This is a genomic window from Vibrio misgurnus (assembly GCF_029635775.1).
GTDB classification, from domain to species: Bacteria; Pseudomonadota; Gammaproteobacteria; order Enterobacterales; family Vibrionaceae; genus Vibrio; species Vibrio chanodichtyis.
Genome location: NZ_CP113242.1, coordinates 112,831 through 136,794, shown reverse-complemented (window position 1 = coordinate 136,794; position 23,964 = coordinate 112,831). Strand labels below are relative to the sequence as shown.

The following is a 23,964-nucleotide window of genomic DNA, read 5'->3' as shown; positions in this document are numbered from 1 at the left end:
GCGGCTATTTATTCCGTGCTAAACGTTGCTGCATCACGACATAATACAGTACTGGTATCACCACTAAAGTGAGTAGCGTAGAAACGAAAATCCCAAAGATCAAACTGATCGCCAGACCATTAAAAATCGGATCATCAAGAATAAATAGTGCGCCAATCATCGCAGCGAATCCCGTGAGCATAATTGGTTTGGCTCTTACTGCCGCTGACTGAATGACCGCTTCAGATAACTCACTGCCTAACTCGAATTGTTGGTTAATAAAATCAACCAACAAAATCGAATTGCGCACGATGATCCCAGCTAAGGCAATCATTCCAATCATTGAAGTGGCAGTAAATTGTGCTCCAAGTAATGCATGACCCGGCATTACGCCAATAATCGTTAATGGGATTGGCGCCATGATGATCAGCGGCACGATGTAAGATTTAAACTGAGCAACCACTAATAAATAAATCAATAACATACCAACAGCATAAGCGATTCCCATATCACGGAACGTTTCGTAGGTGACCGTCCATTCCCCATCCCATGCTACTGCTATCGCGCTTAAACCATCCGGTTGCTGGGTGTAATACTGATCTAGCCCCATTTGTTGATCAAGTGCATGCCCAATAGCAAACATGCCATATAAAGGGCTATCGAGCTCGCCAGCCATATCCCCGACAACCATCACCATCGGCACTAGGTTTTTATGCACTAGGTAATCATCCATACCGGTTTGGCGTACTTCAACAAGATCCGAGAGCCGATAAGCATCACCGGTTTGGCTGCTGACTTTCATATTCAGCACCTGCTCTAAGCGCACCTTGGCAGTCTCGGCGGCTTGGATCTGGATCGGGATGGGGTATTTGCTATGTTCACTGTGTAGATAAGTAATGGGTTTACCACCGATAGCCGTCGCAAGCGTATCAACAATCGAGGCATACGGTACTTGCCAAAGCGCCGCTTTGCTGCGATCAATCACCACCTGCCATTGTTGATGCAACTCTGGCAGATAGATATCCACATCAACAATATCTTGAGTTTGACGGAAAAACTCCCTCACTTGACGCGCGGCTGCGTGACGAATTTCCGTCGTTGGGCCATACACTTCAGCCAGAATCGGCGACCAAACCGGTGGTCCTGGCGGCACTTCCACTACTTTCACTTTGCCGCCAAAGCGCTGGGCAATCTGATTGAGCTGTGGTCGAAGTTGGCGAGCAATGGTATGACTATCGCGGTGGCGCTGTTTACGCCCCAACAAATTCACTTGAATATCGCCTTGATGGGATTGACTGCGCATAAAATAGTGGCGCACTAAACCATTGAAGTTAATTGGAGCAGCGGTGCCAGCGTAGATTTGGTAATCACGGACTTCGGGAACTTGATTAAGCGCCGCCCCCATTTCAAACAGTACCCGCTGGGTTTTCTCTAGTGCGCTACCCTCTGGCATATCGAGCACAATCTGAAATTCCGATTTGTTATCAAACGGCAACATTTTTAGCACTACGACTTGCAATATTGGTAGCAGTATCGAGCCGATAATCAAAGCCAAGATGGTCAACAGCAAAAATCGTCGATTACGTCTCTGCTTTGGTGCGGTGACAAAAGGCGACATAATTTTGTGAAATAGGCTATCGGTGGCTCTACCTTGTTGCGGATGATTAACCGCTTTAAGGAGCTTTCCCGCCAACCAAGGTGAAAGTACAAACGCTACCGCCAGCGAGATAAGCATCCCGATTGAAGCATTAATCGGGATCGGGCTCATGTACGGCCCCATTAATCCAGAGACAAATGCCATCGGCAACAGCGCAGCAATCACGGTTAAGGTCGCAAGTATGGTTGGGCCGCCCACTTCATCGACGGCCGATGGGATCAATTCGGTTAATCTGTGTTTGCCGAATGCCATATGGCGATGAATGTTCTCGACCACCACAATCGCATCATCAACCAAGATACCGATTGAAAAAATCAGCGCAAACAACGACACGCGGTTAAGGGTAAAGCCCCATGCCCAAGAAGCAAACAGCGTGATCATCAAAGTGACCATGATTGCCATCCCTACCACTATCGATTCACGCCAACCCATGGTGAGTAACACTAACACCACGACCGCCGTGGTGGCAAAAGCCAGTTTGCCAATCAAAGTATTGCTTTTGTCAGCCGCAGTTTGCCCATAGTCGCGCGTTATCTCGACCTCAATCCCTTGTGGGATCAATTGATTTTCAAGGCTAACTAAACGTGCTTCCACCGCTTTAGCCACCTGCACCGCGTTTTCACCATTTTTTTTCGCCACGGCAATAGTGACGGCAGGATGAATACCATCACGATCTCCAGTCCATACGTGTTGAGTGGGCGTATTGATACCAAAGGATACGGATGCCACATCGGCCAGATATACCGGTTTGCCCTGATGTACTCCGATCACCAACTGTTTCACTTGATCGATATGCGTTAAAAACTGGCCAATTTTCAGCGGAAATGCTTGGTTATCGTGAGTTAAACGCAGCATGGTTGAGCTTTGATTGGCCGTCGGTAAATGCAGATTAAGCTGATCGATGGTTATGCCAAAACTGTTCATTTTGGTAGGATCAAGCCGCACATCAACAATGGTGTTTTGTCCACCAATGGTATAAATATCACGCGTGCCAGTGATACGTTTCAGCTCGGTTTCCAAACCATGTGCCACTTGAGTTAACTGCTGCTGATTGAAGTGACCCGTTTTATCCGCCAAGGTTATCGCGATAATCGGCACATCTTCGATCCCTCTCGGCTTGATAATCGGCTCTCCTACCCCAACTCCTCGTGGCATCCAATCTTTATTGGAATAGAGCTGGTTATAGATCCGCACCACAGCGTCATTGCGTGAAACTCCGACTTTAAAAATTGCCACAATCACTGCCCCATCGTGTTGCGAGAAAGAGTAAATTTTGTCAATACCCTCAATCGCAGAGATCACTTGTTCCGCAGGTGTTGTCACTAAACTCTCTACTTCACGAGGTGACGCGCCGGGAAAAGGGATATATACATCGGCAAAAGTGACATCGATTTGTGGCTCTTCCTCTTTAGGAGTGATGATTATCGCGAATAGGCCCATCAGCAACCCCACTAAGGCAAGCAGAGGGGTCATCGCTGAGTGTTGAAAAGCGGCGGCAATGCGACCCGCTATACCAAGTCGAGTCTGCATGTTATTCACCTTTTACGCTTAAGCCATCGATCACGATTTCATCACCCAGTTCTAACCCTGCTAACACTTCGACATAATCACCGTAGATTTGTCCGACACGAATAGGATTAAGCCAACGTTGCCCATCGGTGATACGATATACGGCAGTTAATTCTGCGCGCTGTATTACGGCATGGAGGGGAACAACCAAAATTTGATGTTGACCATGATCAAATTCAGTTTTGACCCACATTCCAGGAACTAAAGCTGGCGTTTTTTCAGGTAATTCAAGACGAGTTTTAAAGGTATGCGACTGTGGATCGGCATAACGGAACAGACTCAATGAAATGGGTTTGATTCGCTCGCCTTGTGCTGTACGCACGGTGAACTGTGCAACGCTAGCCACAACCGGCTGATAACGCTGTGGAATTTCAATTTCAACCCGCAGTGCATCCAATGAAAAACCACTCACCAATGGTGTACCCGGTGCAACAGTTTCACCTAATTCGACCATTCGCTGAGTCACGATACCATCATAAGGTGCGGTAATATTGGTATAGCCTAACGACTCTTTCGCTTGTGCTACCGCAGCCTGTGCTGATCTAACGGCCGCCTCACTACTCTCCGCTTGGGCAGCGGCAGAGTCCATCTGCTCTTGAGAAATTGCACCTTTAGGAAACAGTTGACGATAGCGATTAAGCTGAGCTTGTGCCTGACTATTTTGCGCTTTGGCACTCTCTAACTGAGCTTGGGTTGCTTGTAATGCGGCAGATTGCTGGATCGCCGTAATCTCTAACAGCACTTGATCTTTTTTGACCCAATCATTGACATCGACAAACACTCCGACCACACGTCCAGTGGTTTGTGCAGCCAAAGAGCCTTGATTGACCGGCTGCACTACACCATCGAACTCAATCCGGTGCGAAAACGACGCTTTTTTTACCACAAAGATCTGCGGTTCTGACTGAGTGTTCGCATACACGGAGCATGCCAATAGCAATCCAATAGTGCATATTAATGCTTTCATCCTTTCCCTTACCCTGTGCCAACCAAGTAGCATCCTCTCAAGTTTATTATTTATAACACTAGTCTAATAACTCTGTTGGTGACGATATTTTTGAAGCCTTTTAGATTGGGATCAATCAGTTATCCTCAAACAACGTGAAGAGGTGAACAAAACTAGCCAATATCGACTATTCTCCTATGAGCCATGCCCAAACCATCAATGAGGTGACAATATGACGATTGAAAACGCTGTCAGAGTATTAGCCGGCAGTATGATTCTGCTCTCGGTGATCTTGACTTGGTGGGTACATAGCCAATTTTTATGGTTGACTGTCTTGGTCGGCATCAACCTGATCCAAAGCGCATTTACTGGATTTTGCCCTGCAGTATTACTGTTGAAGAAATTAGGGCTCGATGCTCAATAGTGTTTTGCAGCGATCTTGCGATCGTGATGTGAGATTAAACGGTGATATGAGATTAAACTTAAGCGGCTGACCTCGGTCAACCGCTTAGAAAAGAGCAATCAAAAACGATCAATTACGCGTTAGTTTGTAACTGAGCCAGTTTTGCAGCTGAAATCGGCTTGGTGATGAACGCTAAAACAATACACACCGCCATCATACTCGCAGAGATAATGTACGCTACATCATAGCCACCGCCATGCGTCATTGAATAACCCACCACAGCCGCGCCAATCGCACCACCGATACCCCACGAGGTATACAGCACACCGTAATTGGTACCGTAGTTTTTCAGGCCATAAAACTCCGCAGTAATCGATGGGAAAACCGCCAATAACGTACCGTAACCAACCGCCGCAATCGCGGTACCAATGATCAAGGTGAATTCTGAATCAAATGTGGCGAACAGTACCATGTTGATGCCTTGCAATAAGAAAGCCAGCAACAGAGTGCGCACTCCACCAATTTTATCCGATAGCATTCCCGCAGCGACACGGCCACCGGAGTTAAAAATCGCCAAGATCGATGCCAGATAAACAGCATTTGGCAAGCTTGCCTGCACACTTGCAATATTGGTGATGTTACCAATGATCATCAAACCAACTGAAGCAGCCAGCGCGTACATCACCCATAAGGTATAAAACTGTGGCGTTTTTAGCATCGCTTTCCAGTTAAGATTTACCGCATCGGCCACCACTTTAGCGGATTGACCGTCTTTCAATTTCGGTGCCGCCGGTTGGTAACCTTCCGGTGGGTTGTTAATTGTGCAAGCCAGTGGTACTGCGATCACCAACACTCCAGCACCCAAGATCATAAAGCTAGTTTGGATGCCTAAATGAGTGATCAAGGTTGAGGTCAGAGGCGCAAGATAAATCGCCGCCAAACCAAAACCTGCGGCAATCAAGCCGTTAACCATACCTTTCTTACTCGAGTGGAACCATTTCATCGCCGACGGTGATAAGCAAGCATAGCCAAAACCAATCCCCGCACCGGTAATCACCCCAAAAGTGATATTCAGCATCAATACTGAAGAAGCAAAACCAGATGCAATCATGCCAAGACCGGTTAAGGTTGTACCTAAAATTAGGATGTTACGAGGCCCCATTCGATCTTGCAAAACCCCCGCAACTAACAGGCAGACAGAAAAAGCAATTGTCGCAATCGCATAAGGTGAAGAAGCATCCGTTGCACTCCAACCAAAGTCAGTAACAAGGGCTTTATTAAATACGCTCCAGGCATAAAGAATGCCAAGACAAAGGTTGATACAGAAACCCGCCAGCAGAATGCGCATAGCTTTATCAATCTTGCTCATTGTTTGTGATACTCAGTCAAAAATTAGAATAGACAACCCATCGGTTATCGGTATTTGTTCAAAATTACTTTGCAAAATTCAACGCTTTTGACAAAGTACGCGGATTATAGCCAATCGCTTGATGATTGGAATTACTTTTTGTTTACCGATAAAAAACTCTTATTCGTGACAAAAATCCCGCGGCTAATCACAACCCAATGTTAGCCAATTGTATCCAACCATTACGCGATTAAATGGGTAAAAACCCATCCACAGCACTGCGTGAAAATATGGTTAATTCTGCGTTTATTTTCTTCCAAAACTGAGAAAAAACTCTATCATGGCTCGTTTTTTTCAACCGCGTAGAGATGATATGAATCAGCAACTATTAAAAATGGCACTAGTGGCCGGATTAGGTGTAACTTCCCTGACTGGCTGTATGGGACAAATGGCAACCACTGGATTGGTCAACAAGTTCAACTTGGAAGTTGTCGATAACCGTTATGCACGTGAAGGTCTATTCTTGCTGCTTTCTCCGGTATATGGCATCGCGAGTACTGCCGACCTGTTTATTTTCAACTCAATTGAATTTTGGACCGGCAAAAACCCAATTTCTGGTAAATCACCTGCAGTAGTTGATCTGCCAGCTAAAGCTATCTTTAAAGTGAATGATCAATTGGATCGCTCTTTGACCGAAGCTCCTTTGCAAACGCAAGTTTTGCCAATCGAAAAAGCCACCATGCAGCAACTGGATCCACAAACCTTGCAGATGGAAGTGACTTATATCGACGGTTCACGCAAAGTGTTGCGTGGCGAAAAAAACCAAGATGACGTGGCATTTTATCTCGATGGCGAACTGCTGACCGTAGTTAACCATCAAGAATTGGATGCCTACATCGCGGCTAACCATATCTGATCGTTCGATCGCCAGTCATAATCAACACCATTCTGGCTGATCAGACAACGCATAACCTCGCACATGGCGAGGTTATTTCCTTTCCGCTCTCGCTCGCCAAAATCCACGGCCAAGGAAAAATGATTTAGCGCTCATGCAAAGTGCGCTATGCCGCGCCACAATATGCTAGACTGCGAAAAATTTTTTGAGAGACCAGTCATGACAGACGCAGCATTACCCCCAGCAGATCACGAAATCGAAATTGAAGCGATTGGTGTGGAAGTTTCTAATCAACCGATTGAACTGTATAAAGTGCTCAAAATCGCAAGCGCCGTCAGCGGAGGCGGTGAAGCCAAGCATGTGATCAGCGAAGGTTATGTATGGGTCAATGGTGAAGTCGAAACTCGCAAACGTTGTAAAGTGTTTGATGGTGATTTAATTGAATTTAACCAAGAGTTTTATTTAGTGATTTGTGATGCGCCAGTCACTGAAGCGTCTATCAGCAAGGTTGCGGTCGAACCGAAGCAGGCCAAGCAAACTCACCCATCGTTGCCAGCCAAGGCTAAACCGAGCCGCAAACCAAAGCAGAAAACATCCAACACGGCGAACCCTAAAGCCAACACTAAGCCAAAAAAACCGCAAAAAAACCATGATGATAAGCCGTCATCATCTGGGCGTAGCGCGATTCGCCTTTTTTAATCATTCGCCATGTTAATGTGACGCTGTGCCTTTTATCCTGAACCGGTGACATTGATCATGAGCCAGAGATCACTCTGGCTCAATGGTCAAATAATGATTACCTCACACAGCGGGCGGGATGGGCTTGATAAACCGGAAGTGTCGCAATTGTTCGTGTGAGATCGGCAATCCGTGTGCTGTGAGATGGATGGGTCGATAACAATTCCGGAGGCTGCTGGCCTCCTGAAGCTTTCGCCATATTTTTCCACAATTCAATACTCTGATTAGGATCAAATCCTGCTTTGGCCATTAGCGCAAGCCCTAACACATCCGCTTCTGATTCTTGGCTGCGCCCATAAGGTAAAATCACCCCATATTGCACCCCTACCCCTAACGCGGCCATCGTTACGTTACGGTATTGGCTATATTCCGATGCGCCTAATGCAATATCGGTCAGTTGCAATCCGGCATTGGCGATCTGCGATTGTGATAAACGCTCATTACTGTGATTGGATAATACATGTGCCACTTCATGGCCAATCACCGTTGCTAATTGATCTTGGTTGACCGCCACGTTAAGCAGTCCGGTATAAACACCAATTTTGCCACCAGGTAGGGCAAAGGCATTCACTTGATCGCTTTCAAACACCACCACTTCCCACTGTGCAAAACTGGGTTGTTTGGGAACCTGCGCCACAATTGCATTGGCCACACACTGAACGTAAGCATTGGTTTTAGCTTGTTGGCTAACTGGAGTTTGCTTTTTCATCTCAGCAAAAGATTGTACGCCAAGCTGGCTCATATCCTGTTCAGAAAACAGCAATAATTGATTTCTTCCGGTTGGCGATGCAGCGCAAGCGATTAAGCCAACCGCTATCAATAAAGCCAGTATCAAGCGAGTCTGGTGCATGAAATGCTCCTTAAGTTCACGACAATAAATGTTAATCCTAGGAAAGCATAATGTTACAACGCACTAACTTAAAGCTAAAATCACACGGTTAGTGATAAAATTGTTCATCAAAAGTGGGGAATGATCCGGATCTGTGCGTTCGCTCAGAGTCGCTCGCGATCAGGATCGACTGGCGATAATACAAAGCACCGCGCTCACGAATCGTCGCCAGCGCGGTGCGATCAATTTAGTGCTGATCAAACATTAAAACTTCATTTGTACCCCAGCCAAATAAGCCAGCTCGGCATCATCACCATTGGTATGAGAGATTTCAGAGAATACGCTTAACCGTTTGAAATTAGGCACATAGTAAGTGGCATTGGCATACCACTCCTTGATTTCTGACTCTGACTCTTGTTTGTTGCTCACGTAACCCAGTGCGATATCAATTGAATCGCTCACGCTAAACAGCGTGGCTAAGTTGTACACTTTAAAGGTGGCGTCTTCTGCATCGTCTTTGGTTTGTGAATAATCGGCAGCAAATAGCGCAAATCCAGCATCATAAGCCACACTCAGGCCATAAGTTTGGAATTTATCCCCTTCATCGACAAAATTTTGATAAGCAGCTGCTAGTTCAAAATCCCAAACCTCGACCGCTGCAAAGGCATCAAATGATCGCGTGGTTTCGTTGTCTTTGTTTTTAACAGGTAAGTCGGTCGAGAGGATCAGTTCAAATGGTTTAAAATCCATTTTCAACAAAATAACATTTTTGCCTTCATCTTCAGGAAAAGCCACATCGTCAGAAGCCATTTCATAATCTTCAGCAATACCAAACTCATCCGAGGCATAATCTTGCTTGCCCAATGTCAGTAACACATTGCGATATTCAAAACCAACCAGCGCATTACTCAATTCAACACTGTCTTCAGACTTATTAGCGGCATCAGCAAAATCAAACCCTAGCTCACCAAACATGGTCAAATCTTGATTAACTTCATAGGAGATAATATTGGTGAGTTCTAAAGAATCAAAATTGAACTGGGCATCTTGGTATTTGTCATTATCTTTTTGCAACTGTATTTGCAAATCACCCTTAATATCAAAGCTAATACCTTTATTTTCAACTAAAGTCACCGCTTGAACGGTGGTTGACATTAATCCAAGAGCTAAAGCAGTTTTAACAAATTTCATTTTCATTTCCATATTAAATGCAGTTTTACGCGCAGGCAATCGCTTCTCACTTAAATTTATTTAAGTGAAATTCGCCATTACCTTTAATTAAAAGTTTTTTATTGAGTAAAAGTTTTAATTGATCACATCAGCCATCATTAAATCAATGATTAATTAGTTGCCATAAGCTCTGCGCTATAACAGCGTTTAAGCTCAGTTAAGCTGTAAAAATATTGCGTACCGGGATAAACCGCACAGCCAGCTTTAAAAGCGATCTCTTTTTCGTTGTAAAACATTTTCACTAATGTTTCGCTACCATTAGCGCTGTTTTTGTACACATCCCACTGAATATTGGCAGAATAAGGCGTAACCCAACCACCGCGCCATTCGTTATTTTGCTGACTATACAGAATATTAGGATCGGCCTGTTGCGTGCTACCGGTGACTTTAAGCAGTGCGGCTAACGGCATGATCTGCTCAGCATGGGCGAAACGCAATTTGGCAACATGTGGATAAGCTTGCTGGCCATTGGCTACCGCTTCAACTTGATTAAACATGTCTTTTAACAGTGGCTTAGCAATGTTATAGGTTACGCCATGACCATTCGCAAAGCTCGGCCCTTTCTCATAAAAATCTTCGGCATCCGATTGATAAGAGAACCAAGCAGACTCTTCAGGAGTAATAAACTGCTCTAAATTCCATGCTGCACCTTGGGCTTGCGCTTCACGCAACATACCAGGGCCAATGATGAATAAGTTGTATAGCATTGAAGCGGCATCGACTTCACTTTGCACATACTTCCAATCATCTTCTTTTTCACCCGGCTGGCGAGTATTGGTTTTAATGCAATTCTCTTGGCTGAGATCGCATTTTTTATCACGCGAAACTTCGTTTTCTAAAAAATCAACAAACGGTTTGGTATAAATCCGCTCTAACATCTGGCGAGACAGCTGTTTGGTTTGCGGTAACTCCGCCAGTGCATCGAGCGTGTCATCCAATTGGTCGGAATCTTGGAACTTTTCGTAGGCTGCAAAGTTGGCTGCGTATTGCTTATAATCGGCACTCTTCGCTGGATCTTTCTTGTGGAAATACAGCTCATACGGATTAACCAACTGCTTATCGATCGACTCAGGCTCAGTTTGCGCCTGATAGCATTGTGCCGCGTTATCATTCACATAAGCGACATCTTGCGCCAAGGTTTGCATGAAATAGTGTGCGGTTTGGTTGGCGCGCTCTTTACCAGAGGTTTGCACCTGAATGCAAACTGGCTGATTGGCATCCTGACTCAGGATCGAATTCAGACGCTGTGCCATACGAGTCGCAATACCCGCAGGCTCCTCTTCACCGATCTTGGTTAACAAGCCATAACCCAATTTTTGGTTAGCGGCGATCACTTGATCAATCGCTGGCCCAAGCTTTTTGCCCAGTTCGGTCAGTTGACCACGTTGCTTGGCTAACTCCCAAACTTGCTTGCTCAAAATATCGTATTTAGGGCTAGAGAGTGCACGGGCACCATGGCGTTCAACCAATTGTGAATAAACCACTTGATAACCCGCTGGTGCAGCTTCATAAGTCGCAGCATCTTGTTGGGCGGCGTAAATCGCCTTACTGCTGTACTGATAAGATCCGGAAGCGTTTGCTGCTGTTACCATCGCGCTCATACCACAGCTCAACGCGGCAATGATCGATGATGCAATAAGAGTGTGTCGTGTCATTACTATTCCTTAGTATCGAATGAATGGATGCCCTTCATTCAAGAAGAGACAGCACGAACCTTAACTTTGCTTTATGACATATCTATTTCAATATCGACTTTTTTGCACCTATGTGCAAAAGGTTCATCTAACTGTCATTTTATTTAACTAGGCTAACACCATCAAATAAACGAAATGGAAAGCATTGTGTTAGAAACCACCCATCCCACTTCGGTGCCAATCAGTATTTTTAAGCGGATGAAACATCGCGCGGCAATAATGCGCCATGAACCAGCCAATATATTAGCATTCCTGCTATTGCTATTTTTTGCCTATTTAATTGTTGCCCCAGTATTATCAATCGCGATTGATGCATTCATTGTTCATCCTGGTGATGAAATGCGTACGCAGCAAATGGAAGGAGAAATAACCGATTATTATTTCTCACGACTGATGACATCACCAATGTCAGCCTTATTATTATGGCAGCCATTGCAACACACTTTAACCATGGCCAGCGTAACGGTATTTTTTGCACTCGTTTTTGGTGTCACACTAGCGTGGTTAATTAATCGCACCGATATGTTCGGTCGGAAATGGTTTGCTACAGCATTAATTGTTCCCTTTATGCTGCCATCATGGACATTTGCCCTTGCCTGGACCACGATTTTTAAAAATCATATCGTCGGCGGCCAGCCCGGTTGGCTAGAAGCAATGGGCATCGCCACCCCAGACTGGTTGGCTTATGGCCTGTTTCCTATGATTGTGATCTTAGTTATCCACTATATACCGCTGGTGATCCTGATTGTCGGCAATGCGCTACGTCGCTTAGATTCACAATTAGAGGATTGCGCTCGTATCCTAGGTGCGGATCGCAAAACCATCTCGTTAAAGATTGTACTGCCGCTCGTGCGCCCAGCCTTGCTCTCTTCCGCGCTACTGATCTTTGCTGATTGCATTGGTGAATTTGCCGTGCCTTATATTCTCGGGCTACCGATCAATTTCAACACCTTATCGACCACCCTTTATCGTGCATTAGACTCTCGCCAAAGCGGCGTGGCCGCCATGGTCGCCTTAGTGATTATGCTGATTGGCATCGTCACCTTACTGATCGATATTCGAATGATGAAAGAAGCGCGTCGATTTGTCACCGTCGGCGGTAAAGGACAAATGGATCGTCTCAATCGACTCGGTTTGATGCGCCTACCCGCGAGCAGTCTCGCCACTCTGTTTGTGATGATTGGCGTCGCCATTCCCCTGCTGACTCTATTTATGTCGACCATTATGGTTTTGCCGGGGCGCTTTACTCTCGAAAATTTCACCTTCGATTATTGGATTGGCGAAAATCTTGACACCTTAGCCATGCATCAAGGGATTTTATTAACACAGGAATTTTGGGATGCAGCTTGGAACACGGTGATGATTGTAGGTAGCGCGTCACTGGTCTCTGGTGTACTGGGTTTATTGGTCGGTTATGCGGTGCTGCGGTGTGGCTTGCCATGGATGGGACAATGCCTCAAACAAGTCACCTTTATGCCTTATTTGGTACCCGGAATTGCCTTTGCCGCCGCGTTTTTATCGCTGTTCGCGGTCAGCCGCGGCCCAATCCCTGCCCTGTATGGCATGCCGATCTTATTAATTATCGCGCTGATCGCCGAGCAGATGCCGTTTGCAAGTCGATCCGGTATCGCCGCTATGGCTCAGTTAGGTAAAGAGCCGGAAGAAGCGGCGCGCATTGCGGGGGCAAACTGGCTGAGCCGTTTAACCCATATTATTATCCCAATTCAAGCCGCACCATTAGCAACTGGCATCTTATTGCCCTTTATTTCCGGAATTAAAGGGGTGAGTCTATTTATTATTCTCGCCATTCCAGCCACCGACGTCCTCACCACCTATTCACTCAGATTGATTGACTACAACTACGACCAAGCCGCCAATGCTGTAGTGCTGATCATTGCTCTGGTGGCATGGGGAGGAACCATTTTGATCCAACGCATTTCAGGCACTGGCCTGGCTCAAGGATTGGAGAGTTAATATGCCGACCATTACTTTATCTAAACTGAACAAAATCTATCCGGGTGCCAGCACGGCAGCGGTAAAAGCACTCGATCTGACGGTTAATCACGGCGATTTTATGTGCTTACTCGGCCCATCCGGCTGCGGGAAAACCACCATTTTACGCATGATCGCCGGCATCGAACACACCACCGGCGGCCATATTGCAATTGATGGCCGCATCATGGATTCGGTCGCCAGCGGCTGCTTTATCCCGCCAGAAAAACGGGGGCTTGGGCTTGTGTTTCAAAGCTACGCATTGTGGCCACATATGACGGTGGAACAAAATGTTGAATTTGGTTTGAAGCTGAAAAAATTACCTAAGCAAGAACGGCGAGCGCGCTGCTTAGATGTGATGGAAAAACTGCGCATTGATCAGTATGCCCATCGCTATCCCTCTCAGCTTTCTGGCGGACAACAACAGCGGGTAGCGTTAGCGCGCATGCTGGCGGTTAATCCGGGAGTGCTGTTATTGGATGAGCCGTTATCTAACTTGGATGCCGCACTGCGCTTAGAAATGCGCGCGGAACTGCGCCGTATCCACCAAACGTTTGGTACCACAATTGTCTTTGTTAGCCATGATCAGTGGGAAGCGATGACATTAGCCACCACCATCGCGGTGATGAGTGAAGGTGAATTACAGCAAGTCGGCTCACCGGATGAGATCTACTCTTCACCTGCCAACCGTTTCGTGGCCGAGTTTATTGGCACACCGAAGCTAAACATGCTGGAGGTTAGTCAGTTTAGTTCACCGCTGGCCGAACAAACCGTGCTCAATCACAGCGAAGTGAGACGTCAACTCCATCAGCGCTATCGTGATCTTGACCAAGCGCAGCACTGCGGCATTCGACCTGAAGCCGTTATCGTGCACCGCGAAAAAACGCTCGGCAGCATTGCAATGAGTGTTGAATCCATCATCCCAACCGGAGGCAGTTGGGTGGTAGAGCTGGTTGCAGGGCACGATCGCCTATGTCATTCAACCCAAGTGCGACCAAATTACCAAGCCGGGCAGCAGGTGTACGCCGAATTGCCCGATCACGCCCTGCATTTTTTTGACCCAAGCGGAGTAAGAGTGGAACTGTCACCCACGCTCTCACAACCGATGAAACGCAACACCACGATTGGCTATGCCGCTTTAGCATAACTAAACCCAACTCTAGACCATACCCATAAAGGAAATGATATGGAAATGAAATACAATTTGCTTGCGCTCACTGTGGTAACGGCAAGCCTTTCTCTCAATGCCCATACAACGGAAACGTTGGATTTATCAGCGATGATTGCCGCCGCCCAGCAAGAAGAGACGATTACCGTCTATGCTCCGACTGGCAAAATTGTCCAACAGGCGAAAGATTTTACCGCCAAATACGGTGTCAAAGCGCTCGGTATCAAAGCGAAATCACCACAAATCATTGAAATCATCAGCCGCGAAGCACAGGCCAACAATGTCAAAGCGGATGTCGCCCTGATTGAAGACGCACCCGCCACTCAAGTACAACTGCTGGATAAGGGCTATGTACAAAGTTGGGTTCCGGCGGATATGCAGCAAGATATTGATCCAGAATACCGCGCGCCGCTCAGTGTGGTCCTCTCGCCTAATATCTGGGCTTATAACACCGCTGAATATACCACCTGCCCGATCAGCAATATTTGGCAATTAACCGAGCCGCAATGGCGCAATAAAATTGCCATGCAAGATCCGCTCATTAAACCGCTCTATTCGGACACCTTTAACCAATTGGCCACGCACTATGATGCTCAAATGGCACAAGCTTACCAAGACCGCTATGGCAAGCCGCTAACCACCGATCAAGCCTCGGCCACCGCAGAGTTTGTCAAACGTTTAGCCAACAATGGTCCATTGCTTACCAAATCCGATGGTGATGCCGCGCAAGCGATCGGAGCGCCAGATGCCAAAAGCAGTTTTGTCGGCCTGATCAGTACCGCAAAATTTCGTGATAATCAAAACGGCATGAAGCTTGGCATCTGTAGTGGTATGCAACCTTTTATTGGCAGCTTATACCCAACCCCAGGGGTGATCACCACGCAAACCAACAGTCCAAACGCATCTAAGCTGTTTATCCATTACCTGCTGACTGCGGAAGGGATCAAGGCGCAAGGTGTGGATGGCAAAATGTCCTCCAATCTCAAAGTCAGTCTGCCAAGCGAAGATGTCTCCGGCATCGAGCAATATCGCGACCAACTGATGCAGTACAAAACCGCAACCGCGAAATCAGACTGGGAAATGCGTCAGGATTGGATGGATCTTTGGAGCCTTAACTACCAACGCTAACCTTTTTTATTTGCTGCGTAGCCAGTGCTACGCAGCTGTATAGGACAACTTTTTTGAACGAATTTGACTTACAAGCGCGAGAAATCACGCTCAAACAGCTGTTACTCCAAGCCGGTGAACTGGCACTCAGCCATTTTAACTCCCGCGATCCAAACTGTTATTCTCTCAAAAGTGCGCAAGATTTTTTGACCGAGTCGGATCTGCTGGTTGAGCAATATATCCGTCACCAATTGCAAACCCGCTTTCCAGAAGATGGCATTTTAGGTGAAGAGTCCGGTGGCGATGATGGTCATACACGGCTGTGGATCATCGATCCTATTGATGGTACTGCGAATTTTGCGCGCGGGATTGGCCATTTCTGTGTAGTGATCGCCTTCGTCGAACAGGGCATCACTCTGCTTGGTGGCATTTATAATCCGGTTACGCAGGAGCTGTATTTAACCCGCAAAAACGGTTACGCCGAGAAAAATGGCCAACCAATCCACGTCGCCAACACACCATTACAGGCTACTTCGTTAGAACTTGGCTGGTCGAATCGCGTGACGCAACAGCGCTACCTTGATACCTATACCGCACTATTAGCCAGTGGTGCCAATATTCGGCGCAGTGGCTCTGGCGCATTAGCGCTAGCTTGGGTCGCCGAAGGGCGCACCGATGGTTATGCCGAACTGCATATGAACGCATGGGATTGCCTCGCCGGTTTACTGCTGGTTGAAGAATCGGGCGGACGCATTGGTCAATTCCCAAGCCGCCCTGCGGATATTATCCAAGGTGGCGCGATCCTCGCGGCCGCGCCATCGGTCGCCGCGACACTGTCACAAGCGACCCACATCCCCCTTAAACCTGCGACTGAAATAGAGAACCCACATGGCCAATAATCGCCCTCACTACCCTCGCCCACCGATTAGCTTAATCGCCAGCAATATTCCCCATTGGGGCGTGGATATTTACATTGGTGGCTCAACCGGCGCAAGTGATGCCCAGTTGCTGCAACAGCACAACATTAGCACCGTGATCAACTGTGCGGTCAATTTAGACATTGATCTGGTCACCGAATTGGATGAGCAGCATAGCGCAGGTTTGCAAGCTTTTGGCGCAGCCCCGATCCGCTATTACAAGATCGGATTGATTGATGGCGCGGGTAATCCACAAGCGATGGTGCTCGCCGGCTACCATCTGATGCGCTCAAGTCTCAGCCAGCAGATCCCAGTGAAACCATCCTACAAGGTGCGCCAAAAAGGCAATATTTTGGTCAATTGTCGTGGCGGCAGAAGCCGCTCTGTGACCATAGTAGCAGTATTTCTACATTTAGAGTGGCCAGAGAAATTTCCCACGCTAGACTCAGCCATTCAGCACATTCGCGATAAACGCCAATTACACCCAGATGAATGGTTTGAAACGCCAAAGCCGATGTTAATTGAGCTGGCACAGCAAGCGATCGAAATGGAAAAATTATTGCGCGCGGCTGGCTTTGGACACCATATCGATAAATAAGGATTTATGAGTAAACCGAACAAAAAAATGGTGGCCAGTGCCGCCGAGGTCGCCCGCTTAGCGGGCGTATCACGTTCAGCGGTATCGAGAACCTTTACCGCAGGAGCCAGTGTTTCTGATGAAACCCGCCAGCGGGTGTTAGCCGCCGCTCATACCCTCAATTATCACGTCAATCACCTCGCGCGTGGGTTATCCAATGAGCGTAGCCGCCCAGTCTGTCTGCTTGGCTCAAACTTAAATGCTCCGTTTCAAGCCAAATTAATGGATGCGTTAACTCAAAAACTGCAATTGGCAGGCCGTGCAGTGATGGTGATCAACACCTCTGGTTCCGCCGAGGTGGTGGATGCGGCGCTACGTCAAACACTGAATTATCGCGCCTCCGCCACCATCGTCCTCTCTGGCACTCCGCAAGCCTCGCTGGTTGAAACCTGTGTCAACAGTGGACAGCATGTCATTTTGGTCAATCGTGCTGGTCAATTTGACGGTGCCGACCATATTTCGCTGGATTACACCAGTACCATGTACGACGCCTTATATCGCCTGAAACAAGCAGGCTGTCAGCGGCTCGCAGTAGTGTCATCAACCATCCAATCACCCAGTATGGTAAAACGTGAGCAGCTGTTTTTAACCGCAGCACAGCAGGAAAACATTGCCTGTAGCATTTATCGCTCAGGGCCAACTTGTTATCAAACTGGCATTGAAACCGCGCGTCAGATCCTCGCCTCAAGACATCGGCCAGATGGGGTGTTTTGCGTCACCGATTTGATCGCTTGCGGATTTATGGATGCCGCCAGGCAGGAATTTAAACTCTCGATCCCAGAGGATCTGTGTGTGATTGGCTTTGATAATATTGAGCAAGCGGGGTGGTTGAGCTATCAACTCACCACCTTTGGTCAGCCACTAGAAGAGATGACCGATGCGATTATTCAACGCTTGGAAGCCCCAGAAACCAAGCTCAATTTATTATTCTCTGCCCCATTGATCTGGCGACAATCGGTTAGGCTTTCGCCCCCTAATCACTAACTTAATTTATTTTAGCGAACGAGCTACGGTTCGGTGTCTGAGCTCTATACTTAGTCGTAAACGGGTTAAATAACGGAGATTTAACCCCATTAACGGTTCAGTGAGCTTAACATGATGACCCTCTCGCGCCTTATTTTGATGTTATATGGATGTTTGATACTGAGCAGTCCCAGCCATGGGGCAGATCCCAGCAGTGGCAAATCTGCCATGAAATCTGCCCCGCCGAAAACCGTGCCGAAACAGGAGCTCTCCGCCCATAGCGCACTGGTGGTTGATCTGAAAACCAACGAAGTGCTGTATGCCAGCAACCCCAATGCGGTTAAGCCTATCGCCTCGGTGACTAAGCTGATGACCGCAATGGTCACCTTAGATGCCAAGCTCCCGATGAAGGCTAAGTTACCGATCACGATTAAAGAAGCCAAGGAGATGAAAGGGGTCTATTCTCGGGTACGGATTGGCAGCGAACTAGGCCGGCAAGAGCTGCTGCTGCTCACCTTGATGTCGTCGGAAAATCGTGCCGCCGCCAGCCTCGCCCATCACTACCCCGGCGGCTACCAAGCGTTTATTAAAGCGATGAATGCCAAGGCAAAAGCTTTGGGGATGCAGCATACCCACTTTGTTGAGCCGACTGGGCTGTCGGAAAAAAATGTCTCCACCGCGCATGATTTGGTATTACTGCTCAAAGCCAGTAAACAATACCCGCAACTTGGCACGCTGAGCGCGACCGAAAAGAAAACCGTTACTTTTGCTAAGCCCAGATACACGCTCGATTTTCGCAATACCAATCGCTTGGTGTTTAATGATCGCTGGAATATTCATCTCACCAAAACCGGCTTTACCAATGCTGCAGGGCATTGTTTGGTGATGCGCACCGAAATGGATCAACGCCAAGTGGCGTTTGTGGTGCTCGATACCCAAGGAAAACTCTCTCCCGTCGGCGATGCCAATCGCCTACGCAATTGGTTGGAAACTGGTAAAGTTACGCCGCTCCCAGCGCAAGTGAAACAGTATAAAAAGCAGCGTAATCAAGTACTGGCCAATGTCGCTAGCGAATAAGCACAACAGATAAACGCTCGCATCGCACTCAGTGGCGATGCGACCCGTCAGCGCTTTAATTCGGCGATCGATTCAATGGTGATCGCATCATGACGCCAATATTCAATATCACAATCGATCAGCTCGCCTTGCTGGTTGTAATTGACTCGTTCAACCACCATCGCTGGCGTACCAGAGGTTGCACGCAAGGCTTGCGCCATCTCACCCAATAATGAGCTGGTGGAAATCCGATAGTGGATCGTTTGGTATTGAGTGGCGTAATGCTCGCGATACAGATCGGTCAGCGATTGTGACAGATCAAAATCCAACAGATTAGGAAATAGCTCGGGGCGAATATAATTGGTCACATACACCACAGGGCGGTTATCCAAATAACGCACGCGATCGACCCGATACACATCAGCAAAGGGTTTTAGCTTAAGCAGGCGTGTTGCCTGCTTATTGGCAATCATCGCCTTCGCAGCAATCAACTCGGTTTTCGGCTGGCGCTGCTGAGCCAGCACCATATTGGTGAAGTTTAGCGTTTGTGTCGGGTCATAGCGCAGCGGCGCAGGAGAGATAAACCAACCGCGGCGATCTTCACGATAAATTTTGCCTTCCGCCTCCAGCAGTGACAGCGCCTCACGCAAAGTTACTCGCGTGGTATCAAACGACTCGGCCAATTTTCGCTCGGCAGGCAGTTTTTGCCGCGGCATCAGCATCCCGGCATCAATCTGCTCGACGATAGCATCTTTAATTTTTACGTATTGCACTTGCGATCCTATTGCTTTTTGCTCTAACGCTTGCGCCAAGCTTGCAGGCGACCAAACAATCCAAACTCAACCCCCACATGCAGCAATTTTGCCAACGCCGCAGAGAGCATGATCATCACCGCCATCGCGGCTGCCGCGCCGGTTTGTCCGGCATCATCCATATTCAGCACCGCCACCGAGGCAGGAACGGTATCGGTTGAGTAAAGAAATACTACCGCAGAAGTGGTGGTTAATGCATTAATAAACAGATAGCTAGCAATATCTAATACCGCAGGTAAGGAAACCGGTAAGGTGACTTTGCACAATAAACGGTACTGGGGCAGCTTAATCGAAGCAGCTGTGGCTTCCAGCTCCGGTGGCAGTTGTTTCAATGCCGTGACCGCAGTCATATGCCCCACGGTGTAGTAATGCACCACCGTATTAATCACCAGTAGCAGCATGCCACCATATAAACCATTGAGTGGATTGCTGGCGTGATTGAAAAAGAAAATGTAACCCAAGCCGAGCACCAAACCCGGCACCGCCATCGGTACCATACTCAACATCTGCATTACTTGGCGCAATGGGGCTAAAATTCGACCTTTTTCAATACTGTAAGCACCGAGAAAAATCAGCACCGTGCCGCATAGCGCAGTCAAGCTGGCTAAGGTGAGCGAGTTAAAATACGGGCTCCAACCATAGGTACTGGTTTCGGAAAACTGGTAATTTTTCAGGGTTAACGCGGTATTCCACGGCCAAAAAGTCACCAGCGAACCGTACACCGCCATCGCCAGTACAGCGAGGATCGCAACACAGATCACCACGCAATACAGCAAACACAGCCCATCACGCAGACGATGTGGCGAGGGTTGGTAAGCGACCGAACGTGTATCAAACAAGCTTTGCTGCTTTTTCTGAACCCAGCGATCCGCCACAAACGCCAACACCGCGGGCAGCAACAGCACAATACTGGTCACTGCGCCCATCGCGAAATTCTGTTGCCCGACGACCTGTTTGAAAATATCGGTCGCCAGTACGTTATAACTGCCGCCAATCACTTTCGGCACCCCGAAATCACACACCACTAAGGTAAACACTACGATTAAGGCACTGATTAAGCCATATTTCGCCGCAGGCAAGGTCACCATAAAAAAGGTTTTTAACGGCGAGGTTTTCAGCGCGCGCGCCGCTTCATACAAACGGGCATCGGAGGTGCTGAGCGAGGTGGTTAAAATCATCAAGGCGTGGGGAAAGGTCCAGAAGATCAGGCCCAGCGCAATGCCTAGCCCACCGTAAATCGATGTGCCGCCCAGCCAAGCTTTGAGCATCCCTTGATTACCAAACAGAAAAATCAAACTGATGGCGGGCAATAACGATGGCGCTAGAATCGGCGCACTGCCGAGCACACGAAACCAAGTTTTGCCCGGCATACAAGAACGAGTTAACGCATAAGCATAGCCAAAGGCCAGTAAACCGACCACCGTAGTGACCCCGAGCCCCAACACTAAGGTATTGCGCATTGATTGCCACAAAGCGGCCGAAGAAAAATATTGTGCAAAATAAGTCAGCCCAACAAATTCACCCTGCCCGTTCTGTACACTTTTGGCCAACATCGCCACCAGCGGCGCAACAATAAACACCAACATCAGGGTTAGTAACACCAGCAAGGTGGCGGACAAAATCACGCTATCACGGCTCCAGCGTGGTAATACACCTCTCGGCAGCGTCGCGGTTAAATTCAGCATACTCATCTCCTTACGCCGCATATGCACAAGCGCTCGCGGTGGCTGATGCCGCCGCGACCACTTTGCGTCGATAAGCCAGTAACTGCCCTTCACGCAATGCTAAATAACGCACATCACCGGTTTTTAAATTCAGCGCTTGCATTTGGTTAATCGGTAAATCGACATACACTGGCGGAGCCAATCGTTCCTCTTGCAATAAACATTCAATGCGATAAAACGCACCAAGGAACTCGATGTGTCGGATCACCACGGGAATCGCATCGCTATAACGCGTCACCAGTTCAAGATTTTCAGGACGCACCGCCAAATCAAACTGCTCACCTTGCGTAGGTGTTCCGTTCTCAATTTTCGGTAAAGTGATCAAGGATTCAGCAATCCGCACTTGATGCGCAGTTGCCATTGATGCAGGAATGAAATTCATAGTACCGACAAATTCCGCCACAAAGCGGCTGGCCGGTTGTTGATAGATCTGTTGTGGCGTGCCGACTTGCTCAATTACCCCATGGTTCATCACCACAATTCGATCGGCCATGGTTAACGCCTCTTCTTGATCATGCGTCACCATGATGGTGGTGATCCCCAACTTACGCTGTAATTGGCAAATTTCGTCGCGCAGATGGGTACGCACTTTGGCATCCAAAGCAGAAAGTGGCTCATCAAGCAGCAATAAGCCCGGAGACAATGCCAGCGCACGGGCTAAAGCCACCCGCTGTTGTTGGCCGCCCGACAGTTGGCTTGGGTATTTTTGTGCAGAAGTGGCTAACCCAATAATCTCTAGCCACTGTTCAACTTTCTCTAGCGCATCACGCACTGACATGCCTTGATTGCGCAGGCCAATCGCAATATTTTCTTCCACCGTTAAATTGGGAAATAGCGCATAAGATTGAAATACAATGCCAAAGTCGCGTTTTTCTGGCGGTAAAAAGGTGATCGCTTGGTGATTTTGATGGATGCTGCCCGAGGTTGGCAGATCTAACCCCGCAATCGCGCGCAGCAAAGTGGTTTTTCCGCAACCAGACGGGCCGAGAAAACAGACAAATTCGCCCTTTTCAATCGATAAACTGATGTTATTCAGTGCGGTAAATGAGCCAAACTGCTTAACTACATCGCGGATAGCTAAGTAACTGTTATCGAGTGGCTGAGATTCACTCTGCGCTGGGGCACGATATTGATGCGTGGTCATAACGGTCATCCTTAAATTTGGTATAGTCCAAACTTAGCAAGACTTTATTGCAATGCGGTGACAGTTTTATCGCTAAAGCGTGACCATCTGATGACAGGCCGATGAAACAACAAAGGAGGCTTGCGCCTCCTTGATCAATCATAATTAAGATTGAGGTTCCGATTTAGCATCGAACTTTTCTGACCAAGTTTGCAGCACTCGCGCCCGATCGCTACCCATCTGGTTAAAGTCCATCTTCGCCATCACTTTCTCAACATCTGGATAGTTATCCACTTGCTTGCTGACCTCTTGGTGGCCAACGATAGGATAGCTCTCAATGTACAGCTCATTCGCCGCTTTAGAGACCGACCAATCCACCACTCGTTTCGCCGCCTCGCTCTCTTTAACCAGACCGACCGCTTCCGATTCCCAACCAATCCCGTTCGGTACAATCACCGCTAAAGGTGCACCTTGCGTTTTCAGTTTCGCACCGCGAGTTGCCATTGACAGGCCAATCACCACTTCACCCATACCGGCTTGCACACAAGGTTTTGAGCCAGAGTGAGTGTAATGGGCAATATTTTGATCAAGACGCTGCATATAATTCCAAGCTTGATCTTCACCCATATTTTGCAGCCAAGCAGAAACTTGCATGTAACCGGTACCGGAAGAAGCAGGGTTTGGCATCGCGATATGACCTTTGTAAATTGGATTGGTCAAATCTTCCCACGTTTGTGGTTTAGGCAAATTGAGTTTCTTGGCGACAATTTCGTTAAAGCACAACGCGTTGAAAAAAGCATCGTTACCGTACCAAGCTTGTGGAGCTTGTGGATCATTAAGGCTTGCCCGCAACTGGTCTGCACCTTTTGGAGCATAAGGTTTAAGTACCGCTTGATCTTTGAGCAGCGCCATCGACGATCCAGCCAATCCCCATACGACATCCGCGCGTGGATTGGTTTTTTCCGCTAGCAATTTTGCGGTCATGATCCCGGTCGAATCACGCACCCATTTAATCTCAATATCAGGGTTTTGTTGCTCAAATGCGTTTTTGTATTTGGCCAGTAGATCGGTTTCAAACGCGGTATAAACCGTGACTTGTTGTGCCGCAAAAACTTGCGCGGTTACAAGAGTCGCGATCGCGGTCAGAGTTCCTTTCACGAAACGTTTGTTCATCATC

The 23,964-nt window shown here is 47.8% G+C and carries 20 protein-coding genes; 10 read left to right on the top strand and 10 right to left on the bottom strand.

What is annotated here, in order from left to right; translation table 11 throughout:
- Positions 1-4 precede the first annotated feature (4 nt).
- Entirely contained in the window at positions 5-3,166 is a 3,162-nt protein-coding gene (locus tag OOK74_RS11985; protein WP_278183456.1) for an efflux RND transporter permease subunit, read from the bottom strand.
- Position 3,167: 1 nt separating this feature from the next.
- Positions 3,168-4,172 carry an efflux RND transporter periplasmic adaptor subunit gene (locus tag OOK74_RS11980; RefSeq protein ID WP_274723009.1) on the bottom strand — a complete coding sequence of 335 codons (1,005 nt, stop codon included), beginning with the start codon at positions 4,170-4,172 and terminating at the stop codon, positions 3,168-3,170.
- Positions 4,173-4,383: 211 nt separating this feature from the next.
- Between OOK74_RS11980 and OOK74_RS11975 the strand changes: the two genes are divergently transcribed.
- Complete coding sequence (locus tag OOK74_RS11975) at positions 4,384-4,575, top strand: YgaP family membrane protein (protein ID WP_278183455.1); 192 nt, start codon at positions 4,384-4,386, stop codon at positions 4,573-4,575.
- 112 nt (positions 4,576-4,687) lie between these two features.
- Here OOK74_RS11975 and OOK74_RS11970 read toward each other — a convergent pair whose 3' ends face one another.
- Positions 4,688-5,923, bottom strand: coding sequence for an L-lactate MFS transporter (locus tag OOK74_RS11970; protein WP_278183454.1), 1,236 nt, complete (start codon positions 5,921-5,923; stop codon positions 4,688-4,690).
- Positions 5,924-6,275: 352 nt separating this feature from the next.
- Between OOK74_RS11970 and OOK74_RS11965 the strand changes: the two genes are divergently transcribed.
- Together OOK74_RS11965 and OOK74_RS11960 are read left to right on the top strand one after the other, a co-directional pair.
- Positions 6,276-6,818: a DUF3332 domain-containing protein gene (locus OOK74_RS11965; RefSeq protein ID WP_274723012.1), complete on the top strand. Its 543-nt coding sequence runs from the start codon at positions 6,276-6,278 to the stop codon at positions 6,816-6,818.
- 198 nt (positions 6,819-7,016) lie between these two features.
- Positions 7,017-7,496, top strand: coding sequence for an RNA-binding S4 domain-containing protein (locus OOK74_RS11960; protein ID WP_278183453.1), 480 nt, complete (start codon positions 7,017-7,019; stop codon positions 7,494-7,496).
- Positions 7,497-7,593: 97 nt separating this feature from the next.
- Here the strand turns inward: OOK74_RS11960 and OOK74_RS11955 are convergent, their stop codons facing one another.
- The 3 genes from OOK74_RS11955 to OOK74_RS11945 form a co-directional block, all read right to left on the bottom strand.
- The gene (locus OOK74_RS11955) at positions 7,594-8,385 is read right to left on the bottom strand and encodes a M48 family metallopeptidase (protein ID WP_277206956.1); all 792 of its coding nucleotides are present in this window, start codon (positions 8,383-8,385) and stop codon (positions 7,594-7,596) included.
- Positions 8,386-8,628: 243 nt separating this feature from the next.
- The gene (locus OOK74_RS11950; protein WP_278183452.1) at positions 8,629-9,555 is read right to left on the bottom strand and encodes a porin; all 927 of its coding nucleotides are present in this window, start codon (positions 9,553-9,555) and stop codon (positions 8,629-8,631) included.
- 149 nt (positions 9,556-9,704) lie between these two features.
- A complete protein-coding gene (locus tag OOK74_RS11945; protein ID WP_277206953.1) occupies positions 9,705-11,249 on the bottom strand; it encodes a histidine-type phosphatase in 1,545 nt (514 codons plus the stop codon).
- A 186-nt stretch (positions 11,250-11,435) separates the two neighbouring features.
- Between OOK74_RS11945 and OOK74_RS11940 the strand changes: the two genes are divergently transcribed.
- The 7 genes from OOK74_RS11940 (at position 11,436) to pbpG (ending at position 19,149) form a co-directional block, all read left to right on the top strand.
- A complete protein-coding gene (locus OOK74_RS11940; RefSeq protein WP_278183451.1) occupies positions 11,436-13,262 on the top strand; it encodes an ABC transporter permease in 1,827 nt (608 codons plus the stop codon).
- Position 13,263: 1 nt separating this feature from the next.
- Positions 13,264-14,427, top strand: a complete 1,164-nt coding sequence (locus OOK74_RS11935; RefSeq protein ID WP_274723018.1) for an ABC transporter ATP-binding protein — start codon at positions 13,264-13,266, stop codon at positions 14,425-14,427.
- Between the two features lie 39 nt (positions 14,428-14,466).
- Entirely contained in the window at positions 14,467-15,576 is a 1,110-nt protein-coding gene (locus tag OOK74_RS11930; RefSeq protein WP_278183450.1) for an ABC transporter substrate-binding protein, read from the top strand.
- A 53-nt stretch (positions 15,577-15,629) separates the two neighbouring features.
- Positions 15,630-16,454, top strand: a complete 825-nt coding sequence (locus tag OOK74_RS11925; RefSeq protein WP_278183449.1) for an inositol monophosphatase family protein — start codon at positions 15,630-15,632, stop codon at positions 16,452-16,454.
- On the top strand, positions 16,444-17,070 hold the full coding sequence (locus tag OOK74_RS11920; protein WP_274723021.1) for a dual specificity protein phosphatase family protein: 627 nt from the start codon (positions 16,444-16,446) through the stop codon (positions 17,068-17,070). The genes OOK74_RS11925 and OOK74_RS11920 overlap by 11 nt, the downstream gene beginning before the upstream one ends.
- Positions 17,071-17,076: 6 nt before the next feature.
- On the top strand, positions 17,077-18,093 hold the full coding sequence (locus OOK74_RS11915; protein ID WP_278183448.1) for a LacI family DNA-binding transcriptional regulator: 1,017 nt from the start codon (positions 17,077-17,079) through the stop codon (positions 18,091-18,093).
- 111 nt (positions 18,094-18,204) lie between these two features.
- Entirely contained in the window at positions 18,205-19,149 is a 945-nt protein-coding gene (pbpG, locus tag OOK74_RS11910; RefSeq protein ID WP_278183447.1) for a D-alanyl-D-alanine endopeptidase, read from the top strand.
- A gap of 47 nt (positions 19,150-19,196) precedes the next feature.
- On the opposite strand, the gene phnR is transcribed toward pbpG, so the two are convergent.
- The 4 genes from phnR to OOK74_RS11890 all read right to left on the bottom strand — a co-directional run bounded on the left by phnR (position 19,197) and on the right by OOK74_RS11890 (position 23,963).
- Positions 19,197-19,901 (bottom strand): phosphonate utilization transcriptional regulator PhnR, encoded by a 705-nt coding sequence (gene phnR, locus OOK74_RS11905; RefSeq protein ID WP_274723024.1) that lies wholly within the window; start codon positions 19,899-19,901, stop codon positions 19,197-19,199.
- A gap of 23 nt (positions 19,902-19,924) precedes the next feature.
- Positions 19,925-21,625 (bottom strand): putative 2-aminoethylphosphonate ABC transporter permease subunit, encoded by a 1,701-nt coding sequence (locus OOK74_RS11900; protein ID WP_277206946.1) that lies wholly within the window; start codon positions 21,623-21,625, stop codon positions 19,925-19,927.
- A 10-nt stretch (positions 21,626-21,635) separates the two neighbouring features.
- Complete coding sequence (locus OOK74_RS11895; protein WP_277206945.1) at positions 21,636-22,808, bottom strand: putative 2-aminoethylphosphonate ABC transporter ATP-binding protein; 1,173 nt, start codon at positions 22,806-22,808, stop codon at positions 21,636-21,638.
- A 144-nt stretch (positions 22,809-22,952) separates the two neighbouring features.
- Complete coding sequence (locus OOK74_RS11890; protein WP_277206990.1) at positions 22,953-23,963, bottom strand: putative 2-aminoethylphosphonate ABC transporter substrate-binding protein; 1,011 nt, start codon at positions 23,961-23,963, stop codon at positions 22,953-22,955.
- Between the last annotated feature and the right edge of the window lies 1 nt (position 23,964).